Below are 16,683 nucleotides of genomic sequence, written 5' to 3' on the forward strand. Positions count from 1 at the left end.
CTGCGGGATCAGCACGCCATCACGTTAACACAACTCCTCAGACAAGTAGACAGGCAGACAGGTAGGATGTTCGTCATGCACGACGAACGGGCCAGTGCTGCCTCCGAAGTTCCGCGACTCTGCGACTCTGCGTCTTCGTCGCGGGCGCGACCGGAGCGATCGGATCTCGCCTTCTACCGTTGCTCACCCAGGCGGCCACACGGTGGCGGGGATGACCCGTACCGCAGCGAAGGCCGAGCTGGTCCAGGCGCTCGGTGCGCAGCCGGTGCTGTGCGATGTCTACGATGCAGCGGCGCTCACGACTGCCACAAGCTACTTCCGACCCGACCTCATCCTTCACGAGCTCACCGAGCTCCCCGACACCGTCGAGGAACTGCCGGTACGGCGGACCGACAACCCACACATCCGCATCGCCGGGACACGCAATCTCATCGCTGCCGCCACCGCCGCTGACTGCGGGCGACTCTTCGCACAGAGCGTCGCCTGGGAACTGCCACCCTGCAACGGTGCCAACACGGTCCGGGCTCTCGAGGACGCCGTTCTCGGCTCCGGCGGCGTGGTGCTGCGATACGGCCAGTCCTACGGACCCGGGACCTTCTACCCCAACGTCCCGCCGGTCGGCCCGCCCATCCACATCGATGCCGCCGCTGAACGCACGATCGTCGCACTGAATCGGCCCACCGGCATCCTCACGATCACCGACAACACCGCCACGTCCGACTGAGAGGGTCACAGCTCATGAAACAGGTACAGCGAACCTCACTGGCCGACCAGGCGGCGCGACTCCTTCTCGAGCGGATCCGCTCGGGCGAGTGGCAGATCGGAGCCAAGCTTCCCGGCGAGACGACGTTGGGTCCTCAGCTCGGCGTCGGCCGTTCGACGGTTCGAGAAGCGATCCGACAACTGGCCGGGCGGGGCGTGCTCCAGACTCGGCAGGGTGCCGGCGTGTTTGTTACCGCGCTCGACGTCAGTGAGGACTGGGACGTGGTACTGCGGCAGGCAGACATCGCTGCGGTCATCGAGGGCCGCATCGCCATCGAGACCGAGGCTGCAGCCCTTGCTGCGCAGCGGCGTACCGCATCGGACATACGCGCGATGCGACGCGCCCTCGCACAACGCATCACAGGAGGGCAGACCATCGAGGAGTACGTCGATACCGATATGGCAATGCACCGCACCGTCGTGGCCGCGGCCCATAACAACGTCCTACTGGAACTCTTCGACGGATTCGTGCCACGGGTCCGCCAGGCGATGATCGACATGCTCAACCTGCAACCAGCCGGCACGCCCTGCGACTCCGACGCATCAGGCAACGACCAGGAGGCACACGCCGCACTCGTGCAAGCCATCGCCGACCGCGAGCCCACCGCGGCCGCTCAGCTGAGCCGGGCCCACCTCGCCTCACTGAAGGCGGCGCTGGCGTGAGGACCGACGTCGCAGCCAGCAGACGGCCGGTCGTCGAGCTCGCCGAGGTCACGTTCCGGCGCGGCGAGCGCACCATCCTCGACTCGATCAGCTTCGCCGTACATCCGGGCGAGCACTGGGCCTTGATCGGCCCCAACGGTGCTGGCAAGAGCACGATCCTCTACCGGCCGGGGTGGAGGCGGGCGGCGTCGAGCTTAGCCAGGAACGCCGGCCGGCGCCGGTGCTGTCCACGCAACTCGTCCAGGTATTTGGCGAACTGGTCGGTCTCGCCGGTGGCCGCGTACGCGTCACGCAGATGGCAAATCAGCGTGATGGCTGTGTCGTAGCGGCGCTTGTCATGTGAGTCCAACAGGTGGGCGTTGACGAGTGCCCGGTAGGGCTCGCGCACGTCGGCCGGATGGCTCTGTTGCCGACGGCGCAGGAGGTCGACGCGTTGCCGGGTGGGCAACTCGTCCAGGCGTGCGAGCCCGGTGTGCCAGGCCTCATCGTCACGGCCGGTACGGTGCAGCGCGTCGATCAGGTGGGGCAGGTAGCCGGGCTGCTGGGCGACGCGGTCGCGTACCACGGTCAGCGCCCACTCGGTGTGGGTTTCGTCGCGGTCGGTCTCGGCCACCGTCGCCAGCAGTGGCCGGAGGTTGTCGATGGTCGGCTGCTCGTCGAACGCAGCCCGACGCTCGGCCACCGCGGCGCGCGGTTCGCCGGTCTCGATCAGCAACCCCACCAGCAGGTCACGCAGCCGCGCGGATTGGTGGCCGGTGGGGTGTTCGGCGAGTCCACGTCGCGCCCAGTCGATTGCGTCGGCGGGTCGTCCCGCCTCGGCCAGCACCCGTACGACGCGCTCGTACTGGTCGGCGCTTACCAGGTGCTCCGCCAGCACGGCCACGTACCGGTCCACGTCGCCGGAGACCTCGGCGAGCTGCTCGCGTAGGTGCCGTGCCGTCCACTGCTGGTGCCAGTTGTCGGGATCCGCTACCGAGGCACGCTGCTCGACCAAGCGGGTCACCTCGGCCAGGCCTTTCGCCCCGAGAGCCGGCGCCCACTCGCGCAGGATCACGTCCGGCCAGCCAGGGCCGTCGCAGACGAGCCGGACCAGCCACGCGGCCAGGCCAGTGGGTCGTGGCGGTGCCGCCCGGCACGCCCGGGCGTAGAGCTCCATCAGATAGGCGAGGTCGTTGCCGAGTACCCCGGAGGAGCTGTCCATGTACATCAAGGCGGTCGTCATCCGATCGACTGCCTTGCGCAGCACCTGCACCGCGACCGCCGCGTCACCCGCGTCGATCAGCCGGGCGCAGCGGTCCGCGACCTCACGTGCCGTCTGCGAGTAGGCCTGCCGGCCCGCGTACGGGTCACGACGGCGATCCCGCCGCAACCGATCCACCAGCACAGTCAGCTCATTCTCGTTCCCTGCGCTCACCGGGTACATCACACCAGAACCCCCGCGAGGACCTAGGGCAGGTTGGCGGTGAGTTCTTCGCGCCATTGCGCGAAGCGTCTGCGCATTTCGCTGATATGGGCGGGGTGGGCGCCGTAGGCGGCGAAACGTCGGTCCGGGTACCGCTCCAGCATGCCGAACAGGTCCGCCAGGATGCGCCGGTCGAATCCCGCGTCGGATTGTTCGGCCAGCTCGCACAGCCGTGTCCGGGTGTAGCGACCGGTCATGAGGGCCGCGTCGATGCCCAGGAAGTCTCGGGGCTCGGCGCGTGTACAGGGCGGACATCTTGCCCGCGACGACGTCGTCGGCGTGCAGCACCGGCCCGACGTCCATCATCACCGGCGGCAACGCGCGCCAGTTGGCCGCCAGTTCGACCTTGTACGGATGGGCAGGTTGAGCGGGATCGGTGACCGCGAGCCGGGCGAAGGTGTCGAACTGCTGCGTCACCTCGACGGAATACCCGCCGTCGCGGTAGCCGTCGACTACCGCGTCCACTGCTGCGGCGAACTCGCTACGACGCTCCCACGCCGTGAACAGGTCGATGTCCTCGCTGGGGCGGTCGAGGATGCCGTGGGCCTGCACGGCGTAGCCACCGGCCAACGCGAACCCGTAGCGGGCAGCGACCCGCAGCCCGATCTCCGCCAAGCGGAGGTGAGCCTGATCCACCCTTACCCGGCCAGCGTCTGCGGCGGGGTGCTTAGCTCGGGAAAGCGTGCCTGCCACAACGCCCGCAGCCGTGCCGGGAGCCACAAGCTGGGCCACAAACGGCGCAAAGTCGGGCCATGCAACCACCGACGCAAGTCGTCGACCGAATTGGCCTGGTTCAGCACCGTCTGGTACATCAGCTGCAGATCACCGGCGTCGTCCAAGTCGTAGGTGCTGTCGCCGGACCAGTCCAGCCACCGATCCAGCGTCACCACACCGCGAACCGGACCGCGCAGGTCGGACAGGGTGGCGGCGACCACGAAGTGCCGCTGGTCCACATACCGTGACCCAGGCGGTGCGCCATTGCCGCTGGCCATGTCTCTACCTCCCGCCCAGATCGTACGTCTGAGCGGCGCCACGACATCGACCTGCCGGCCATCTGATCTCCCGGGACCGGCCTGCCCTGCGGCCTGATGATCATCGCTGGCAAGGACGAACACACGCGTGCCGATCCGCACTAAACGCGGGTCAGGCTGCCGCCGCTCGCGGGGTTCGAAGTTCTCGCGCCGGACGTCGGCAGCCTCCGGTCGACCATGCCGGGCCGCAGTCCGCTCGTGCCCGAGCCGACGGGGCGGACGGACCGGGTGGCGCTAAGCACTGCCCACCTTGCGGCAGGATACGCTCGCGGCTGCCCGGGCCAGATGTGGTGGAGGTGACCTTGGCGCGGCGGCTGCTGACCGAGGACGAGGAGTCCGTGCGCGTGGCGGTGGGTACACGGTTGTTCGTCCAGGCACGGACCCACCTCAATCGCGGCGAGCTGGTCGACGGGCGCCGTTGCATTATCGGATCGGCGGACGTGTTGAACCCGTGCCGGGTCCGCGATCAGATCGCGTGGGTGAGTTCGGTGAACGCAGCAGCGACCCGCAGAGCGGGCGGGGTGTCGACGGCGAGGTTGTGGGTGTGGTCCTAAACGCCCTGCAGGAGGCACACCAGGAAGAGCGCGCCGCCGCGGAGCGAACTCGCCCGCCGGAGGACCTCCGTGATCCCGGTGAGCCGTCGGTCCGCGAGCAACTGGCCCGGGTGCACGCGATCGTCGCTGATCTGGAGCGGCGGCTGCCGGAGGCCGGAGTTGGCGAGCCGCGCCGTCCAACTCGCGAGCGACGGCGAGTCGGCAGCCAACCGGCCGGGCGCCGATAACCGGGAAGGGCCAGAGCCTCCCGGCGAGCGGCGGTCAGGGAGCGTCGACGACCTCGCGTCCGAGAGGCCAGAACGCAGCGGGCACGAGTTTGAAGTTGGCGATGCCAAACGGGATCCCGATGATCGTGAAGCAGAGCATGACGCCGGCGACGATGTGGGACAGGGCCAGCCACCAGCCGGCCAGGACCACCCAAAGGATGTTGGCCAGTCCGGAGGCGACGCCTGCGCCCGGCTTTGGTACGAGGGTGCGGCCGAAGGGCCACAGAGAGTAGACGGCCAGGCGCAGAGAGGCGACGCCGAAGGGGATGGTGACGACCAGCAGGAAGCAGATGAGGGCGGCGATGCCGTAGCCGGCCGCGAGGACGATGCCGCCGCCGAAGATGAGCCAGAGAACGTTCAGCACGAAGCGAATCACGCCTACAGCATGAACAACGCTCGCCACCGGTCGCCTGGACCCCCGGTTGCTGCTGATTGTCGGGGCCAGGAAGGGATTCGGCTAGCCGCGTGCAGGGCGAGGACGCCCGGGCATGGCGGCATCGCTGGCCAGGAGCAGGATGCCTTCCAAGCCGAGACCGCCCGGCCGTAGGTCTGGCGGATGGGGCGGCTCCGGTGGAGTGCGGGTACCGCTACGGTGGATGTCCCGGAGGGCCCGGGGTGAGGGAGGCGTTGAACAGTCCGTGGGCGGCTATGGCGTGCAGGTCACGCTGGTGCTCGTGCTGGTGTTGGTGAACGCAGTGTTCGCGGGCAGCGAGATGGCGTTGGTGTCGCTGCGTGAGAGCCAGTTGCAGCGCTTGGAGCGCGCCTCCCGCGGCGGGCGGGTTCTGGCGAAGCTGGCACGGGATCCGAACCGGTTCCTGGCGACGATTCAAATCGGTATCACCCTCGCCGGCTTCCTGGCGTCCGCGGCCGCGGCGGTGTCGCTGGCCGCACCCCTGGTGAAGCCCCTGGGCTTTCTTGGCTCCGCAGCGGAGCCGGTGTCGATTGTCGTGGTGACGATCGTGCTGACGTTCGTCACGCTCGTCCTCGGCGAGCTGGCGCCCAAGCGCATCGCGATGCAGCGTGCCGAGGGGTGGTCGCTGCTGGTCGCCCGACCGCTGGACTCGCTGTCGGCGTTCTCCCGGCCGGCGGTCTGGTTGCTCGGCAAGGCCACGGACATGGTCGTCCGGCTCGCCGGGGGTGACCCGCGTGCCCGGCGGGAAGAGGTCACCACCGAGGAACTGCGGGACATGGTCGCCGCGCAGCGGAACCTGACGCCGGAGCATCGGATGATCATTTCCGGGGCGTTCGAGGTGGCGGAGCGGATCCTGCGGGAGATCCTCGTGCCGCGCCGGGACGTGGTCACCTTGTCGGAGTCGTTGTCCGCGCCGGAGGCGTTGCGGGAGTTGGGTAAGTCGGGGCAGACCCGCGCGCCGGTCGTCGGCCGCGGTGGCCTGGACGACACGGTTGGTGTGGTGCACCTGCGGGACCTGCTCGACCAGGAAGGTCCGGTCGCCGACCATGTCAGCCCGGCGCTGTATCTGCCGGAGACGCTGAAGGTCACCGAGGCGATCCGGGAGATGCGTCAGCAGCGGCAGCAGTTCGCCCTGGTCGTCGATGAGCGCGGGTCGATCGACGGGATCGTCACGATGGAGGACCTGGTCGAGGAGATCGTCGGGGAGATTTACGACGAGACCGACCGGGATGTCCAAGCCGTCGTCAAGGCGGCGGACGGGTCGCTGCTGCTGCCCGGCGGGTTCCCGCTGCACGACCTGACGGACATCGGCGTCGACCTCGACGAGGAAACCCTGGAGGCGGGCGACTACACCACGGTCGCCGGTCTGATCCTGGCTCACCTCGGGCACATCCCGAAGACGGCGGGAGAGATCGTACGGCTGCCCGGGCTCACCGCAGAGGTGGTGGAGGTGACGGGTCGGGCCATCACCCGGGTGCGCCTTCGGCCCGTTCCCACCGATGAGGTCGGCGAGGACGAGGCCTGATCGTCGCTAGGACACCCATGGTCGACCGGGCCCGGCGTTGGCGGTGCGACCGAAGGGGGCACGAGGTGGCGGGACACGGGTCGGTCCTCTGGCGCGCGGGGGCAGTAGCCGCTGCCGCAGTTCTGGTTGTTGCGTCCGGTTCGGGTCAGGCGGCGGCGAGTCCGTCGCCCACGCCCACGGCGTCGCGGGGGACTCCGGTTTGCCAGGTGCGGGACAGCCGGCTGACTGAGATCTCCGGGATGGTCGTCACCGAGACGGGGTTCGTCGTGGTCAACGACAGCGCCGATGAGGAGCCGCGCCGCCGGATCTTCTTCCTCGACGCCGGCTGCAAGGTGGTCCGCACCGTGCGTTACCCCTCCCGCCCAAGGGACACCGAGGACCTGGCTATGGGCGCCGACGGGACGCTGTGGGTCGCCGACATCGGCGACAACGACCGCTCCCGGGAGACCGTCGCGCTGTGGAAGTTGCCGCCGGGCGGTGACCGGCCGGTGCTGCACCGGATGACGTACCCGGACGGCCCGCACGACGCGGAAGCGCTCCTCATGGCCGGCGACGGCCGGCCGATCATCGTGACGAAGCAGGGCGGCACAGCCGGCCTGTACGCCGCGACCGGCGACCTGAAGCCGGGCGCGACGGTGCCCCTGGAGCAGGTCGGGCAGGTGAGTCTGCCGCGCACCACCACCAGCAACCCGTTTTCCTTCCTCGGCCGTGCCGTGGTGACTGGTGCCGCTACGGCGCCGGACAGGCGCCGGGTGGTGCTGCGTACCTACGCCGACGCGTTCGAGTTCGACGTCGTCGATGGTGATGTCGTTGCCGCACTGACCGGCGGCACCCCTCGGGTCGTCCCGCTGCCCGACGAGCCCCAGGGCGAGTCGATCACCTACAGCCGAGACGGACGGTTCCTGCTCACCGTCTCCGAAACCGCCGACCAACCGCCGGGCACGAAGCCCACAGTCCTGCGCTATCCCGTGCCGGCGGTCGCCCAGGCAGCCTCGTCGAGCGCAGCCAGGCACACCCCCACCCCCAGCGCCGCCGCAAGGGGTGCGTCAGCAACCGAGGGCCGAGTGAGGGCGCTGATCGGCGCGGTGGGCGCGGTCGGTCTGGTCCTGGTCGTCGCGGGGTTGCTCGGCATGGCTCGGTCACGCCGTGCCGGCAAGCGGTAGGGGCTCGAGGGCGCCGCCGCGAAACGAACTGCCGCGGGAGGAGGACTTGAGCTCCCCCGCTCCGGGTTCACGAACGCGACACTACCTTACGGTAACTGAGCGAACGCACTCAGCTACTTTCAGGTTGTTTTGTTAGGTTTCTCGGCCAGCGGCATCCATTATGGACGCCAGTGATCTTGTTGCGTTACGAGGGTTCGAGGGAGACGTAGTGGTGTTCAAGAAGATGCTGGGCGCGTTCGGGGTGGGCGGACCCAGCGTCGACGCGGTCCTGTCCAATCCCAACACCCGCCCGGGACTGACGCTGGGCGGGCAGGTGAACCTCGTCGGCGGCAGCCACGACGTGCAGATCGACCAGGTCACCGTCGGGTTGGTCACCAGGGTGGAGATGCAGGGCGCGGGGGAGGAGTACGACGCGTTCGTCGAGTTCCATCGGGTCGGTGTTGCCGGCGGGCTGCTGCTGCGGGAGGGGCAGCACCTGTCGCTGCCGTTCCAGCTGGCGATGCCCTGGGAGACGCCGGTGACCAGCCTGTACGGGCAGCAGCTGCACGGCATGACCATGGGCCTGCGCACCGAGGTGGCGATCCGCGGCGCGGTGGACAAGGGCGACCTCGATCCGGTGTACGTGCACCCGCTGCCGGTCCAGGAGCGCATCCTCGAGGCATTCGGTCGGCTCGGGTTCCAGTTCAAGGGCGCCGACCTGGAACGCGGCCACATCTATGGCCTGCACCAGAGCCTGCCCTTCTACCAGGAGATCGAGTACTTCCCGGCCCCGCAGTACGCGCAGGGCGTCAACGAGGTCGAGTTGACCTTCGTCACCAACGAACACGGCGTCGACGTTGTGCTGGAGTTCGACAAGCGCGGTGGCCTGTTCAGCGGCGGACACGACTCCTACGGCCGCTACCAGATCGGCCACGCCGACGCCGACCGCGTCGACTGGACCGCGCAGGTCGACGGGTGGGTCCGCCAGGCCCTCGACCAGTACCAGAGCCTGCGCGCCAGCCACGGCTACGGCCAGCCCGCGCACGGGTGCGGCATGCCGGGTGGCTACCCGCCTCCTCCACCGCCCGGCTACCGCCAGCCCGGCTACGGGCACGCCGCCTACGGGGCGCCCGGCTACGGCCACCCCGGCGGCCACTACAAGGAAGAGCACCACCATGAGCGGCACGGCTCCGGCATGGGCGGCATGGTCGCGGGCATGGTCGGCGGCGCGGCGCTCGGCTTCGCCGGCGGCATGATCGCCGAGGAGGTCTTCGACTCGTTCGGCGACGACGAGGGTGGCGAGGACGAAGGCTGACCCCAGTGAGTCCCTTGTGGACTTGCCCGCACGGGTGATGATCTAATTCAACCCGGTTCGCCGGATGTAGCCGGAAATGCCAGGCTACGTGGAGAAGGAGTGTTCATGCCCGTTACCGCCGATCTCACCACGCTGGTCGACAAGGCCTACCAGGACAAGAGCCTGACCGAGTTGGTCGACGCCCCGGTGTCCGCCCTTGCCGGCGTCAGCGACGGTGGTGCCAAGCTGCTCAAGGAGGCGCTGGGCATCGTCACGATCGGCGACCTTGGCCGCAACCCGTACTTCCGTACCGCCAGCGCCCTGGTCGCCCTGGCCAAGTAACACACTCTCCCGGCGATGCCCGGGCGGCCAGGTCCCGTGGCCGCCCGGGCATCCGCCCATTCCGACAGCGGTTTAGCCACCTTGCGGGACTGGGCAACGCTGGACGCAGACACCCGCCTGGGAAGGGACGCTCTCGTGGAAGTTACCGGCATCTTCACCGCGATCATCATCGGTCTCATCATCGGCGCGCTGGGCCGGCTGGTCGTACCCGGTAAACAGAGCATCCCGATCTGGCTGACCCTGCTCATCGGCGTGGTCGCCGCGCTGCTCGGCACCCTCGTCGCCGGGGCCTTCGGCGTCGCCGACACCCGCGGCATCGACTGGATCGAACTGGCTCTCCAGGTCGCCTTCGCCGCGATCGGCGTGTCGGTCGCGTCCGGCGCCTACGGCCGCCGCCGCTGACACGAGCCCTGACGCCGGCCCGTCCATCCCTGGGCGGGCCGGCGTCCTGCGCCCGCCGATATGCGGCCATCCGCTGACCGGACCGGGCGGGTTCGCTGGCACACTGGTCACCCCATCTGACCCGCTCATGAAAGGACTACGCCGATGGCGGCGGAGGGCAGCACCAAGGCCGTGGTGACGGCGCTGGCGGCGAACCTGGGTATCGCGATCAGCAAGTTCGTCGCCGCGGCGATCACCGGTTCGGCGTCGATGCTCGCCGAGGGCGTGCACTCGGTGGCCGACTCGACCAACCAGGCGCTGCTGCTCGTCGGCGGCAAACGCGCCCGCCGCACCCCCACAGCCCTGCACCCGTTCGGCTACGCCCGCGAACGCTACATCTACGCGTTCCTCGTGGCGATCATCCTGTTCACCCTTGGTGGCCTCTACGCCCTCTACGAGAGCTGGCACAAGATCAGCCACCCGCAGGAGCTGTCCTCCCCGCTGATCGCGGTGGCCGTGCTGCTGATCGCCATGGCCCTCGAGGGTTACGCCCTGCGCACCGCTGTCGCCGAGGCCAACCGCACCCGCAACGGGCAGGGCTGGATCGCCTTCGTCCGCCGCGCCCGCGCCCCCGAACTGCCGGTCATCCTCCTCGAAGACGCAGGGGCGCTGCTTGGTCTGGTCCTGGCGCTGCTCGGCGTCGGGCTCAGCATCATCACCGGCAACGGCATCTTCGACGGCATCGCCACCGGCTGCATCGGCCTGCTGCTGGTCAGCATCGCCGTCATCCTTGCCACCGAGATCAAGAGCCTGCTGATCGGCGAGTCGGCCGTTCCCGAGGAGGTCGCCGCCATCCACACCGCGCTGCTGTCCACGCCGGGCGTGGACCGGGTGATCCACCTGCGCACCATGCACCTCGGACCCGAGGACCTGCTCGTCGCCGCCAAGATCGCCGTCGACGCGACCGACAACGGGGCAACCATCGCGGCCACCATCGACGACGCCGAAACACGCCTGCGCCAGGCACTGCCGGCCGCCCGCGTCGTCTACCTCGAACCCGACATCGATCGTGTCACGGTGACCGCCTGACCGGTGTCCAGCGGGCACGAAAGGAACCTCCAGACCCCGGCCGCGACGGAGACATGCCGTCTGGCCGGGGTCTGTCCGCTGCTGGGAACGACGAAACGGGTGCCGTCAGCGACTGGACGAAACCAGACCGGCGGGTGTGGCGATGTCGTCTCCCACCCGGCGGGCCCACCGGCCGGCGGCGATCCCGTAGCCGATGGCAAGAGCCGCGAACCCGAGCGCTGCGCCGGCCAGCAACCCCGCCGACCGCCCATCATCCGGCAGGAACCGTGACACCCCCACCATGCCGGCAGCGTAGGCAAGGTTGAACAGGGTGTCGTTAACCGCGAACACCCGCCCCCGGAACGCGTCGGCGCACTCGTGCTGCACCATCGTGTCCACCACGATCTTGACACCGTGACCGGCCAGGTTGACCAGCAGCACGAGGATCACCAGCAGCGGCGAGGCGAACGGTAGCCCGAACACCGGCACCGCCACCGCCAGCGCCCCGAGCAGACCGGTCACCCACCGCCAGCCGCCGATCCGTCGCGACACCGCCGGCGTCACCACCGCGGCGAGCAGCACCCCGATCGCCCCTGCCGCGAACACCAGACCCAGCTGCGCCGACACGTCGGCCACGTCGGTGCCGAAGGCGCTTCGGTAGAGCAACAGCAGCGCCAAGGCGAGAGCGCCGAAGAGCACCCGGAACCCCGCCTGCGTTGCCATCGCGTACGCGGCGCCGCGCGCCGACCGCAGGTGTCGAACTCCGTCGAACATGCCCCGCAGCACCGCCCCGGCCTCACCCACCAGCCCGGGGCGGTGCGGCACCACCTCGTCCGGACCCAACTGCGGTCGGGAGAAGAAGAATCGGGCCAGCACGGCGCACGCCCCGTAACCGACGACGGCGAGCAGCGCGACCGCCGCGTATCCGGCGTCCCCGGCGGGGAACACAGCGCGTAGCAGAAGCAGGGCGCAGCCCAGGCCGGCCGAGTAGGCCACGGAGCCGGCGGTGCCGCCCACGGCGTTCGCCGTGACGAGGTAATCGTCGGCCACCACGTGCGGCGTCGCCGCGGACATCCCCGACAGCAGCAGGCGCCCCAGCCCGATCACCGCGAGCGTCCCGATGAGGAACACCATGCCTTCGTCGCCGACGACGATGGCCGCGGCGATCGGCAGCACCAGTGCCGCGCGGAGCAGATTGGTCCAGACGATCACCGACCGGCGACTCCACCGATCCAGGAGCACTCCCGCGAACGGCCCCACCAGCGAGTACGGCAGGACCAACGCTGCCGCGGCCAGGGCGATCCCCGTCGGCGTGGTGTGCCGGTCCGGGTTGAACAACACGCTGCCGGCGAGCGCGGCCTGAAATATGCCGTCGGTGAACTGCCCACCCAGCCGCACGCCGAGCAGCCGCCGGAACGCCGGCACGCCGAAGACGGCACGAAGGTCATGAAAGCGGCGAGAAGCCATGATCCCCCAGCTTACGGTGTCCCTCGGCCTTGTCGGCCGCCGGTGCTCACGACGTCCCTGGGCCCGGGGGGTCAGCGGGCACAGCCACCCCTGTGCGCACACGACGGCGCTCTCGTGGCGTGCCACCGGGCCGGGTATCCCCAACCGCTGAACCCTGCCGTCGGTACCCCGACCAAGCGACGGCCAGCAGCACCTCCGACCAGCGCTCGAACTCAACGGAGCCACCCAGGACTCCGGTCCGGTGCGGAGATGGCAGGACTGTGATGAGACACGCCAGCCGCTAACTGGCAGTCAAGCTCCTGATCAAGCCAAACGTCTCCCGCCGGGGCCGGCGCCGGCAGCAGCAGACGGACAAGTCCCGTCAAAGGCACGAAGCCAGTCAGGCCAAGGGTCACGCCTGCCACTGCCGGCTATCAGCTCACCACTGCCGAGCCGACCCTGCCACGCTCACAGTCGGGTCAGGCCGGTTGGAGGAACTCCAGCAGCTGGCTCGTGAGTTCGGCGGGGCGTTCCTCGAAGATCCAGTGGCCACAGTCCTCGATGACGTCGCCGCTGACATTGGCGGCGTATTGGGCGGCCTGTTGGGATACGGCGTCCCCGAGGCTCGCCCGGGCGCCCAGGGCGAGCACTGGCATGGCGAGTTTGGTCTTGGCGTACTCGGCGTTGTCGGCGACGTCCTGTGGAAGGGCGCGGAAATACTCGAAGCTTGCCCGCAGGTGGGCGTCGTCCTGAAGGTACCGGGCGTACTCCGCGACCTCGTCCTTGCCGATGCCGGTCTTCTGCACCTCCATCGAGTCGGTGAACCGATCCACCCAGAGCTCCTCCCGGCCGGCCACGATCTGCTCCGGCAGCCCGTTCGGGAGGCTGAAGAACCCGAAATTCCACAGGCCCGGCCCGCTTGGAGTGAGCGACGGAGCCTGATACAGGCTCTGGTCGGGGATGGGTGCCTCGGTGAGGACGAGCTTGCTCACCTGATCGCCGTAGGCGGCGGCGTACGCGTACGCGACCATGGTGCCGATGTCGTGGCCAACCAGGCAGATGTCCCGTTCGAGCCCGAGTTGGGCGAGGAGGTCGTGTACGTCCCGGGCGAGGGTCTTCTTGTCGTATCCGCTTGCCGGGGCGTCGCTCCCGCCAGCGCCGCGCAGGTCGGGCGCGATGACGGTGTACCGCTTGGCGAGCTCCGGCAGGACCTTGCGCCACATGAACCACGTCTGCGGATAGCCGTGCAGCAGGACCATTGTCTCGCCCTGACCACCGCGTACGTAATTGATCGTGATTTGACCGACCCGGGCCGTCTGTTCCGTGAATCCGGGTGGGATCCGTGCGCCGTCCATGTCTCCCCCTCGCAGTCGTCAGTCCGTTTCGCGTACCCGACACCACGGTCGGCATACCCGAATCGCCTCGGCTAGCGGAGCGGCCGGAAACCGGCACGAAGCTCTTCGGTGAGGAGCTGCGGTTGTTCCCAGGCCGCGAAGTGCCCGCCCCGGTCGAGCCGGTTGTAGTGGATGAGATTGGGGTACGCCCGCTCCGCCCAGCTCCGCGGCGCCTCGTAGAGCTCGTCCGGGAAGACGCTCACGGCGGTCGGCACGGAGACGCCCTTCGCGGACAAGAAGGACAGCTTGTTCTCCGCGTAGAGACGAGCCGCCGAAACCCCCGTGTTCGTCAGCCAGTAGAGGGTGATGTTGTCGAGGATGTCGTCTCGCGTGAGGCCGCCGGGTTGGCCGGCGAAGGCCCGGCAGATCAGCTCCAGGCTGGCTGCGTCATGGTCCAGCATGAAGCTCGCCAGAGCGATGGGGGAGTCCGCGAGTTCGGTCAACGTCTCGGGGCGCGTCCCCATCACGAGGGCGTACGCTCCATGCTTCCAGAAGAAGTCGAGCTGCCCGCAGGCGCGCTTCTCCTCTTCTGAGAGGTTGGAGGGCAGCTTGCTGAGTGCCTTGTTTATCCCGGTGATGTCGGACTGGATCAGTGCATCGATGTCGGGGGGAACCGCACCGGGCATGTTGGTGTGAATGCCGAGCAGTTCCGGGGGCGCCTGCAGACCGATGAGGTCGGTGATGAGCGCGCCCCAGTCGCCGCCCTGGGCGACGAATCGGTTGTAGCCGAGGCGCTTCATCAGTTCGATCCAGGCGCGTGCGATGTGTTCCGGGCCCCAGCCTGGCGTGGTCGGCTTGCCGGAGAACCCGTAGCCCGGCAGGGACGGGATCACCAGATGGAAGGCGTCCGACGCGCTCGCGCCGTGTGCCGTGGGATCGGTGAGCGGGCCGATGATTTTCAGCTGTTCGATGATCGAGCCGGGCCAGCCGTGTGTGACGATGAGCGGCAGGGCGCCTTCGTGTTTCGATCGGACGTGGATGAAGTGGATGTCGAGCCCGTCGATCTCGGTGACGAAGTTCGGTAGTGCATTCAGCCTCGCCTCGACGTTGCGCCAGTCGTACTCCTTCTCCCAATAGCGCGCGAGTGCCTGGCTTGATTCGAGCGGTACGCCGTGCGAGTGATCAGCGACGGTCTGCCTCTCGGGCCAGCGCGTGGCCCTGATGCGCGTGCGCAGCGCTTCAAGGTCCGCCTCGGGGACCTCGACCGTGAACGGCCGGACACCTGCGATGCCCACCCGCTCTTCGGTCTTGACAGCCACATGGGCCTCCGCTCCTCGCCAGGGGCATCCGAGTACCACCACGATCGGGGCCTACACCTGGTTGTCGCATGAGTTCGGCGAGCCGAGCCGAGACGGGTGGGTACCGGATTTGTCCGGGAGCCCGACGGGGGGACCGCTGGGTCGGGTGCCTGTGCCGTCGGGCGCTGCGGCAATGCCGGCCTGGTGCTCGTTTCCTGCCGCAGCGATTCGGGACGTGGGCCCGGGGTCGGGTGTCGACCACGAGACGCTGCGCAACTCGGTGGCTCAGCCGCGGCAGGAACCGGTGCAGCAGGGTGGGTCTCGGCATGGTGGCACGACCCGTTAGGTAATGATTACTAATGGCGGTGACGGCGTGGGGGTGGGTGATTGGCCGGAGGTGGCAGGTTGGCCCGGCTGTCCCGTACCGTGGGTCTGCTGGGGCTACGCTACCCCGGCGGGCCGGAGCTGAACGAAGAGCGGCATGCCACCTGGCTTGAACTCTTCTTCGACCTGGTATTCGTCCTGGCCCTGCTGGGCGTGACCGCGCGGTTGGACATCCGGGCATCGCCGAGTGTGCAAGAACTCGCCGTTGCCATCGTGCTTTACGTGCTCATCCAGTGGTCATGGATCGGCCAGTCTTTCTACGACACCCGCTACGACCCGGACGACACTCTGCACCGACTGCTCGTGCTGGCTGCGACGGTTGGTGCTGGCGCCATTACCCTCGGCGTGCAGCAGGCCCCTCCGGCCTGCTGCTGCCGGTCGGGTACCTGATCGTGCGTGGCTTTCTGCTCCTGATGTACCTGCGAGTCCTCGCAGCCGACCGGTCCGCCTGGGATCTGGTCGCCGTCTATCTCACCGGATTCGGTACCGGGTGGTTGCTCTGGGCTGGGTCACTGGCCATCTCCCGACCGTACGACCGGCAGTGTGGATCACCGCCCTGGCTATCGAGCTGCTCACCCCGTGGCTCGGCCGCCGCTGGCTGCGCCGCCATCCCGTACACAGCACCCACCTGCCTGAACGGCTGGGGCAGTTCACCATCATTCTGCTCGGCGCCACGCTGACCAACCTGCGTGACGCGGCACCCACCGCCCACCCGCCCGCCCGCGTGGTGGCCGCCGCCCTTTGCGGCCTTCCTTCTGCCGGCCAGCATCTGGTGGATTTACACCACCTACGTGAACAGCAGGCTGACCAACTTGATTAGGAATCGTCGGTGATCCTAAATTGGCCGTGTGGATCATGGTGCTTCGTCTTTGGGCTGGTTCGGGGGAGATTCCGGTGACATGGGCCGGTCGTGATCACGAGTTCTCCTGGATCGATGTCGCGGCGATGAGCCGGTGACCGGGAAGCTGCCGCTGGCTGAGGGCGAGACTTCCCGTACCGCTTGCGCCCGCGCCGTACTCCGATCAGGGGTGGACGAGGGGACCGGTGAGGTTCTGTCGCAGGCGGTGCTTGCGCAACGTGTCGGCTGGTGTGCCGATCTGGTAGCGGGGATGGTCTCCGGGTTGTTGGTGGAGCGGTGGAACGCGGGCGATGTGGAGGTGCTCGCCTCCGGTGTGGACGCCGGCGGCCGGAAGCTTCCGTCGAACGCGTGGATGGCGCTGCGGTGCTTGGGCTGGACGGCCGCCACGCCGGTGGGTGTGAGGGTCAATGACCGGATCGTGCGCATGGCCCAGGAGCAGGCCGGGCGTGCCCTGCGCTCG

At 68.7% G+C, this 16,683-nt stretch carries 17 protein-coding genes and 2 pseudogenes; 12 read left to right on the forward strand and 7 right to left on the reverse strand.

The features are described 5' to 3' along the window. The first annotated feature begins 202 nt into the window (after positions 1-202). From ABZ783_RS30755 to ABZ783_RS30765, 3 genes and pseudogenes are all read left to right on the forward strand, one after another. On the forward strand, positions 203-724 hold the full coding sequence (locus ABZ783_RS30755) for an epimerase (protein ID WP_357444275.1): 522 nt from the start codon (positions 203-205) through the stop codon (positions 722-724). 14 nt (positions 725-738) lie between these two features. Next, positions 739-1,425, forward strand: a complete 687-nt coding sequence (locus ABZ783_RS30760) for a FadR/GntR family transcriptional regulator (protein ID WP_357444278.1) — start codon at positions 739-741, stop codon at positions 1,423-1,425. After that, a pseudogene (locus ABZ783_RS30765) lies at positions 1,422-1,574 on the forward strand (ATP-binding cassette domain-containing protein); the annotation flags it as partial. The gene ABZ783_RS30760 and the pseudogene ABZ783_RS30765, both read left to right, overlap by 4 nt. 11 nt (positions 1,575-1,585) lie before the next feature. Here the strand turns inward: ABZ783_RS30765 and ABZ783_RS30770 are convergent. From ABZ783_RS30770 to ABZ783_RS30785, 4 genes and pseudogenes are all read right to left on the reverse strand, one after another. Then, entirely contained in the window at positions 1,586-2,839 is a 1,254-nt protein-coding gene (locus ABZ783_RS30770; protein WP_357444281.1) for a DUF6880 family protein, read from the reverse strand. Between the two features lie 32 nt (positions 2,840-2,871). After that, positions 2,872-3,523: pseudogene (locus ABZ783_RS30775) on the reverse strand (nucleotidyl transferase AbiEii/AbiGii toxin family protein). A 2-nt stretch (positions 3,524-3,525) separates the two neighbouring features. Beyond that, positions 3,526-3,879, reverse strand: a complete 354-nt coding sequence (locus ABZ783_RS30780) for a hypothetical protein (RefSeq protein ID WP_091302886.1) — start codon at positions 3,877-3,879, stop codon at positions 3,526-3,528. An 854-nt stretch (positions 3,880-4,733) separates the two neighbouring features. Beyond that, positions 4,734-5,114 carry a YccF domain-containing protein gene (locus ABZ783_RS30785; protein ID WP_357444284.1) on the reverse strand — a complete coding sequence of 127 codons (381 nt, stop codon included), beginning with the start codon at positions 5,112-5,114 and terminating at the stop codon, positions 4,734-4,736. Between the two features lie 262 nt (positions 5,115-5,376). Between ABZ783_RS30785 and ABZ783_RS30790 the strand changes: the two genes are divergently transcribed. The 6 genes from ABZ783_RS30790 to ABZ783_RS30815 all read left to right on the forward strand — a co-directional run bounded on the left by ABZ783_RS30790 (position 5,377) and on the right by ABZ783_RS30815 (position 10,923). After that, on the forward strand, positions 5,377-6,675 hold the full coding sequence (locus ABZ783_RS30790) for a hemolysin family protein (protein WP_357444287.1): 1,299 nt from the start codon (positions 5,377-5,379) through the stop codon (positions 6,673-6,675). A gap of 206 nt (positions 6,676-6,881) precedes the next feature. Continuing rightward, positions 6,882-7,838: a hypothetical protein gene (locus tag ABZ783_RS30795; RefSeq protein ID WP_357444290.1), complete on the forward strand. Its 957-nt coding sequence runs from the start codon at positions 6,882-6,884 to the stop codon at positions 7,836-7,838. A gap of 208 nt (positions 7,839-8,046) precedes the next feature. After that, a complete protein-coding gene (locus tag ABZ783_RS30800; RefSeq protein ID WP_357444293.1) occupies positions 8,047-9,132 on the forward strand; it encodes a sporulation protein in 1,086 nt (361 codons plus the stop codon). 105 nt (positions 9,133-9,237) lie between these two features. After that, entirely contained in the window at positions 9,238-9,453 is a 216-nt protein-coding gene (locus ABZ783_RS30805) for a hypothetical protein (RefSeq protein ID WP_357444296.1), read from the forward strand. 135 nt (positions 9,454-9,588) lie between these two features. Further along, positions 9,589-9,855 (forward strand): GlsB/YeaQ/YmgE family stress response membrane protein, encoded by a 267-nt coding sequence (locus ABZ783_RS30810; protein WP_357444299.1) that lies wholly within the window; start codon positions 9,589-9,591, stop codon positions 9,853-9,855. 144 nt (positions 9,856-9,999) lie between these two features. Next, positions 10,000-10,923 carry a cation diffusion facilitator family transporter gene (locus ABZ783_RS30815; protein WP_357444302.1) on the forward strand — a complete coding sequence of 308 codons (924 nt, stop codon included), beginning with the start codon at positions 10,000-10,002 and terminating at the stop codon, positions 10,921-10,923. A 105-nt stretch (positions 10,924-11,028) separates the two neighbouring features. Here the strand turns inward: ABZ783_RS30815 and ABZ783_RS30820 are convergent, their stop codons facing one another. The 3 genes from ABZ783_RS30820 to ABZ783_RS30830 form a co-directional block, all read right to left on the reverse strand. Then, complete coding sequence (locus ABZ783_RS30820) at positions 11,029-12,369, reverse strand: MFS transporter (RefSeq protein ID WP_357444306.1); 1,341 nt, start codon at positions 12,367-12,369, stop codon at positions 11,029-11,031. Positions 12,370-12,827: 458 nt separating this feature from the next. Beyond that, positions 12,828-13,607, reverse strand: coding sequence for an alpha/beta hydrolase (locus ABZ783_RS30825; RefSeq protein ID WP_357444309.1), 780 nt, complete (start codon positions 13,605-13,607; stop codon positions 12,828-12,830). Between the two features lie 167 nt (positions 13,608-13,774). Then, complete coding sequence (locus ABZ783_RS30830) at positions 13,775-15,001, reverse strand: epoxide hydrolase family protein (protein WP_357444312.1); 1,227 nt, start codon at positions 14,999-15,001, stop codon at positions 13,775-13,777. A 384-nt stretch (positions 15,002-15,385) separates the two neighbouring features. Here ABZ783_RS30830 and ABZ783_RS30835 point away from each other — a divergent pair, with 384 nt between their 5' ends. From ABZ783_RS30835 to ABZ783_RS30845, 3 genes are all read left to right on the forward strand, one after another. Further along, positions 15,386-15,754 (forward strand): low temperature requirement protein A, encoded by a 369-nt coding sequence (locus ABZ783_RS30835; RefSeq protein WP_357444315.1) that lies wholly within the window; start codon positions 15,386-15,388, stop codon positions 15,752-15,754. Positions 15,755-15,854: 100 nt separating this feature from the next. After that, on the forward strand, positions 15,855-16,184 hold the full coding sequence (locus ABZ783_RS30840; protein ID WP_357444318.1) for a low temperature requirement protein A: 330 nt from the start codon (positions 15,855-15,857) through the stop codon (positions 16,182-16,184). Positions 16,185-16,392: 208 nt separating this feature from the next. Beyond that, positions 16,393-16,683, forward strand: a 291-nt coding sequence (locus tag ABZ783_RS30845) for a hypothetical protein (protein ID WP_357444321.1), incomplete at its 3' end; no start/stop codon positions are given.

Origin of the sequence: Micromonospora sp. NPDC047738, assembly GCF_040642675.1 — a bacterium.
GTDB lineage: Bacteria > Actinomycetota > Actinomycetes > Mycobacteriales > Micromonosporaceae > Micromonospora.

What these genes read in the sequence shown, in the direction of transcription:
- ABZ783_RS30760 (WP_357444278.1), top strand. Translation starts at nt 739, where the DNA reads ATGAAACAGGTACAGCGAACCTCACTGGCCGACCAGGCGGCGCGACTC.
- ABZ783_RS30780 (WP_091302886.1), bottom strand. Translation starts at nt 3,879, where the DNA reads ATGGCCAGCGGCAATGGCGCACCGCCTGGGTCACGGTATGTGGACCAG.
- ABZ783_RS30805 (WP_357444296.1), top strand. Translation starts at nt 9,238, where the DNA reads ATGCCCGTTACCGCCGATCTCACCACGCTGGTCGACAAGGCCTACCAG.
- ABZ783_RS30815 (WP_357444302.1), top strand. Translation starts at nt 10,000, where the DNA reads ATGGCGGCGGAGGGCAGCACCAAGGCCGTGGTGACGGCGCTGGCGGCG.
- ABZ783_RS30820 (WP_357444306.1), bottom strand. Translation starts at nt 12,369, where the DNA reads ATGGCTTCTCGCCGCTTTCATGACCTTCGTGCCGTCTTCGGCGTGCCG.
- ABZ783_RS30825 (WP_357444309.1), bottom strand. Translation starts at nt 13,607, where the DNA reads ATGGTCCTGCTGCACGGCTATCCGCAGACGTGGTTCATGTGGCGCAAG.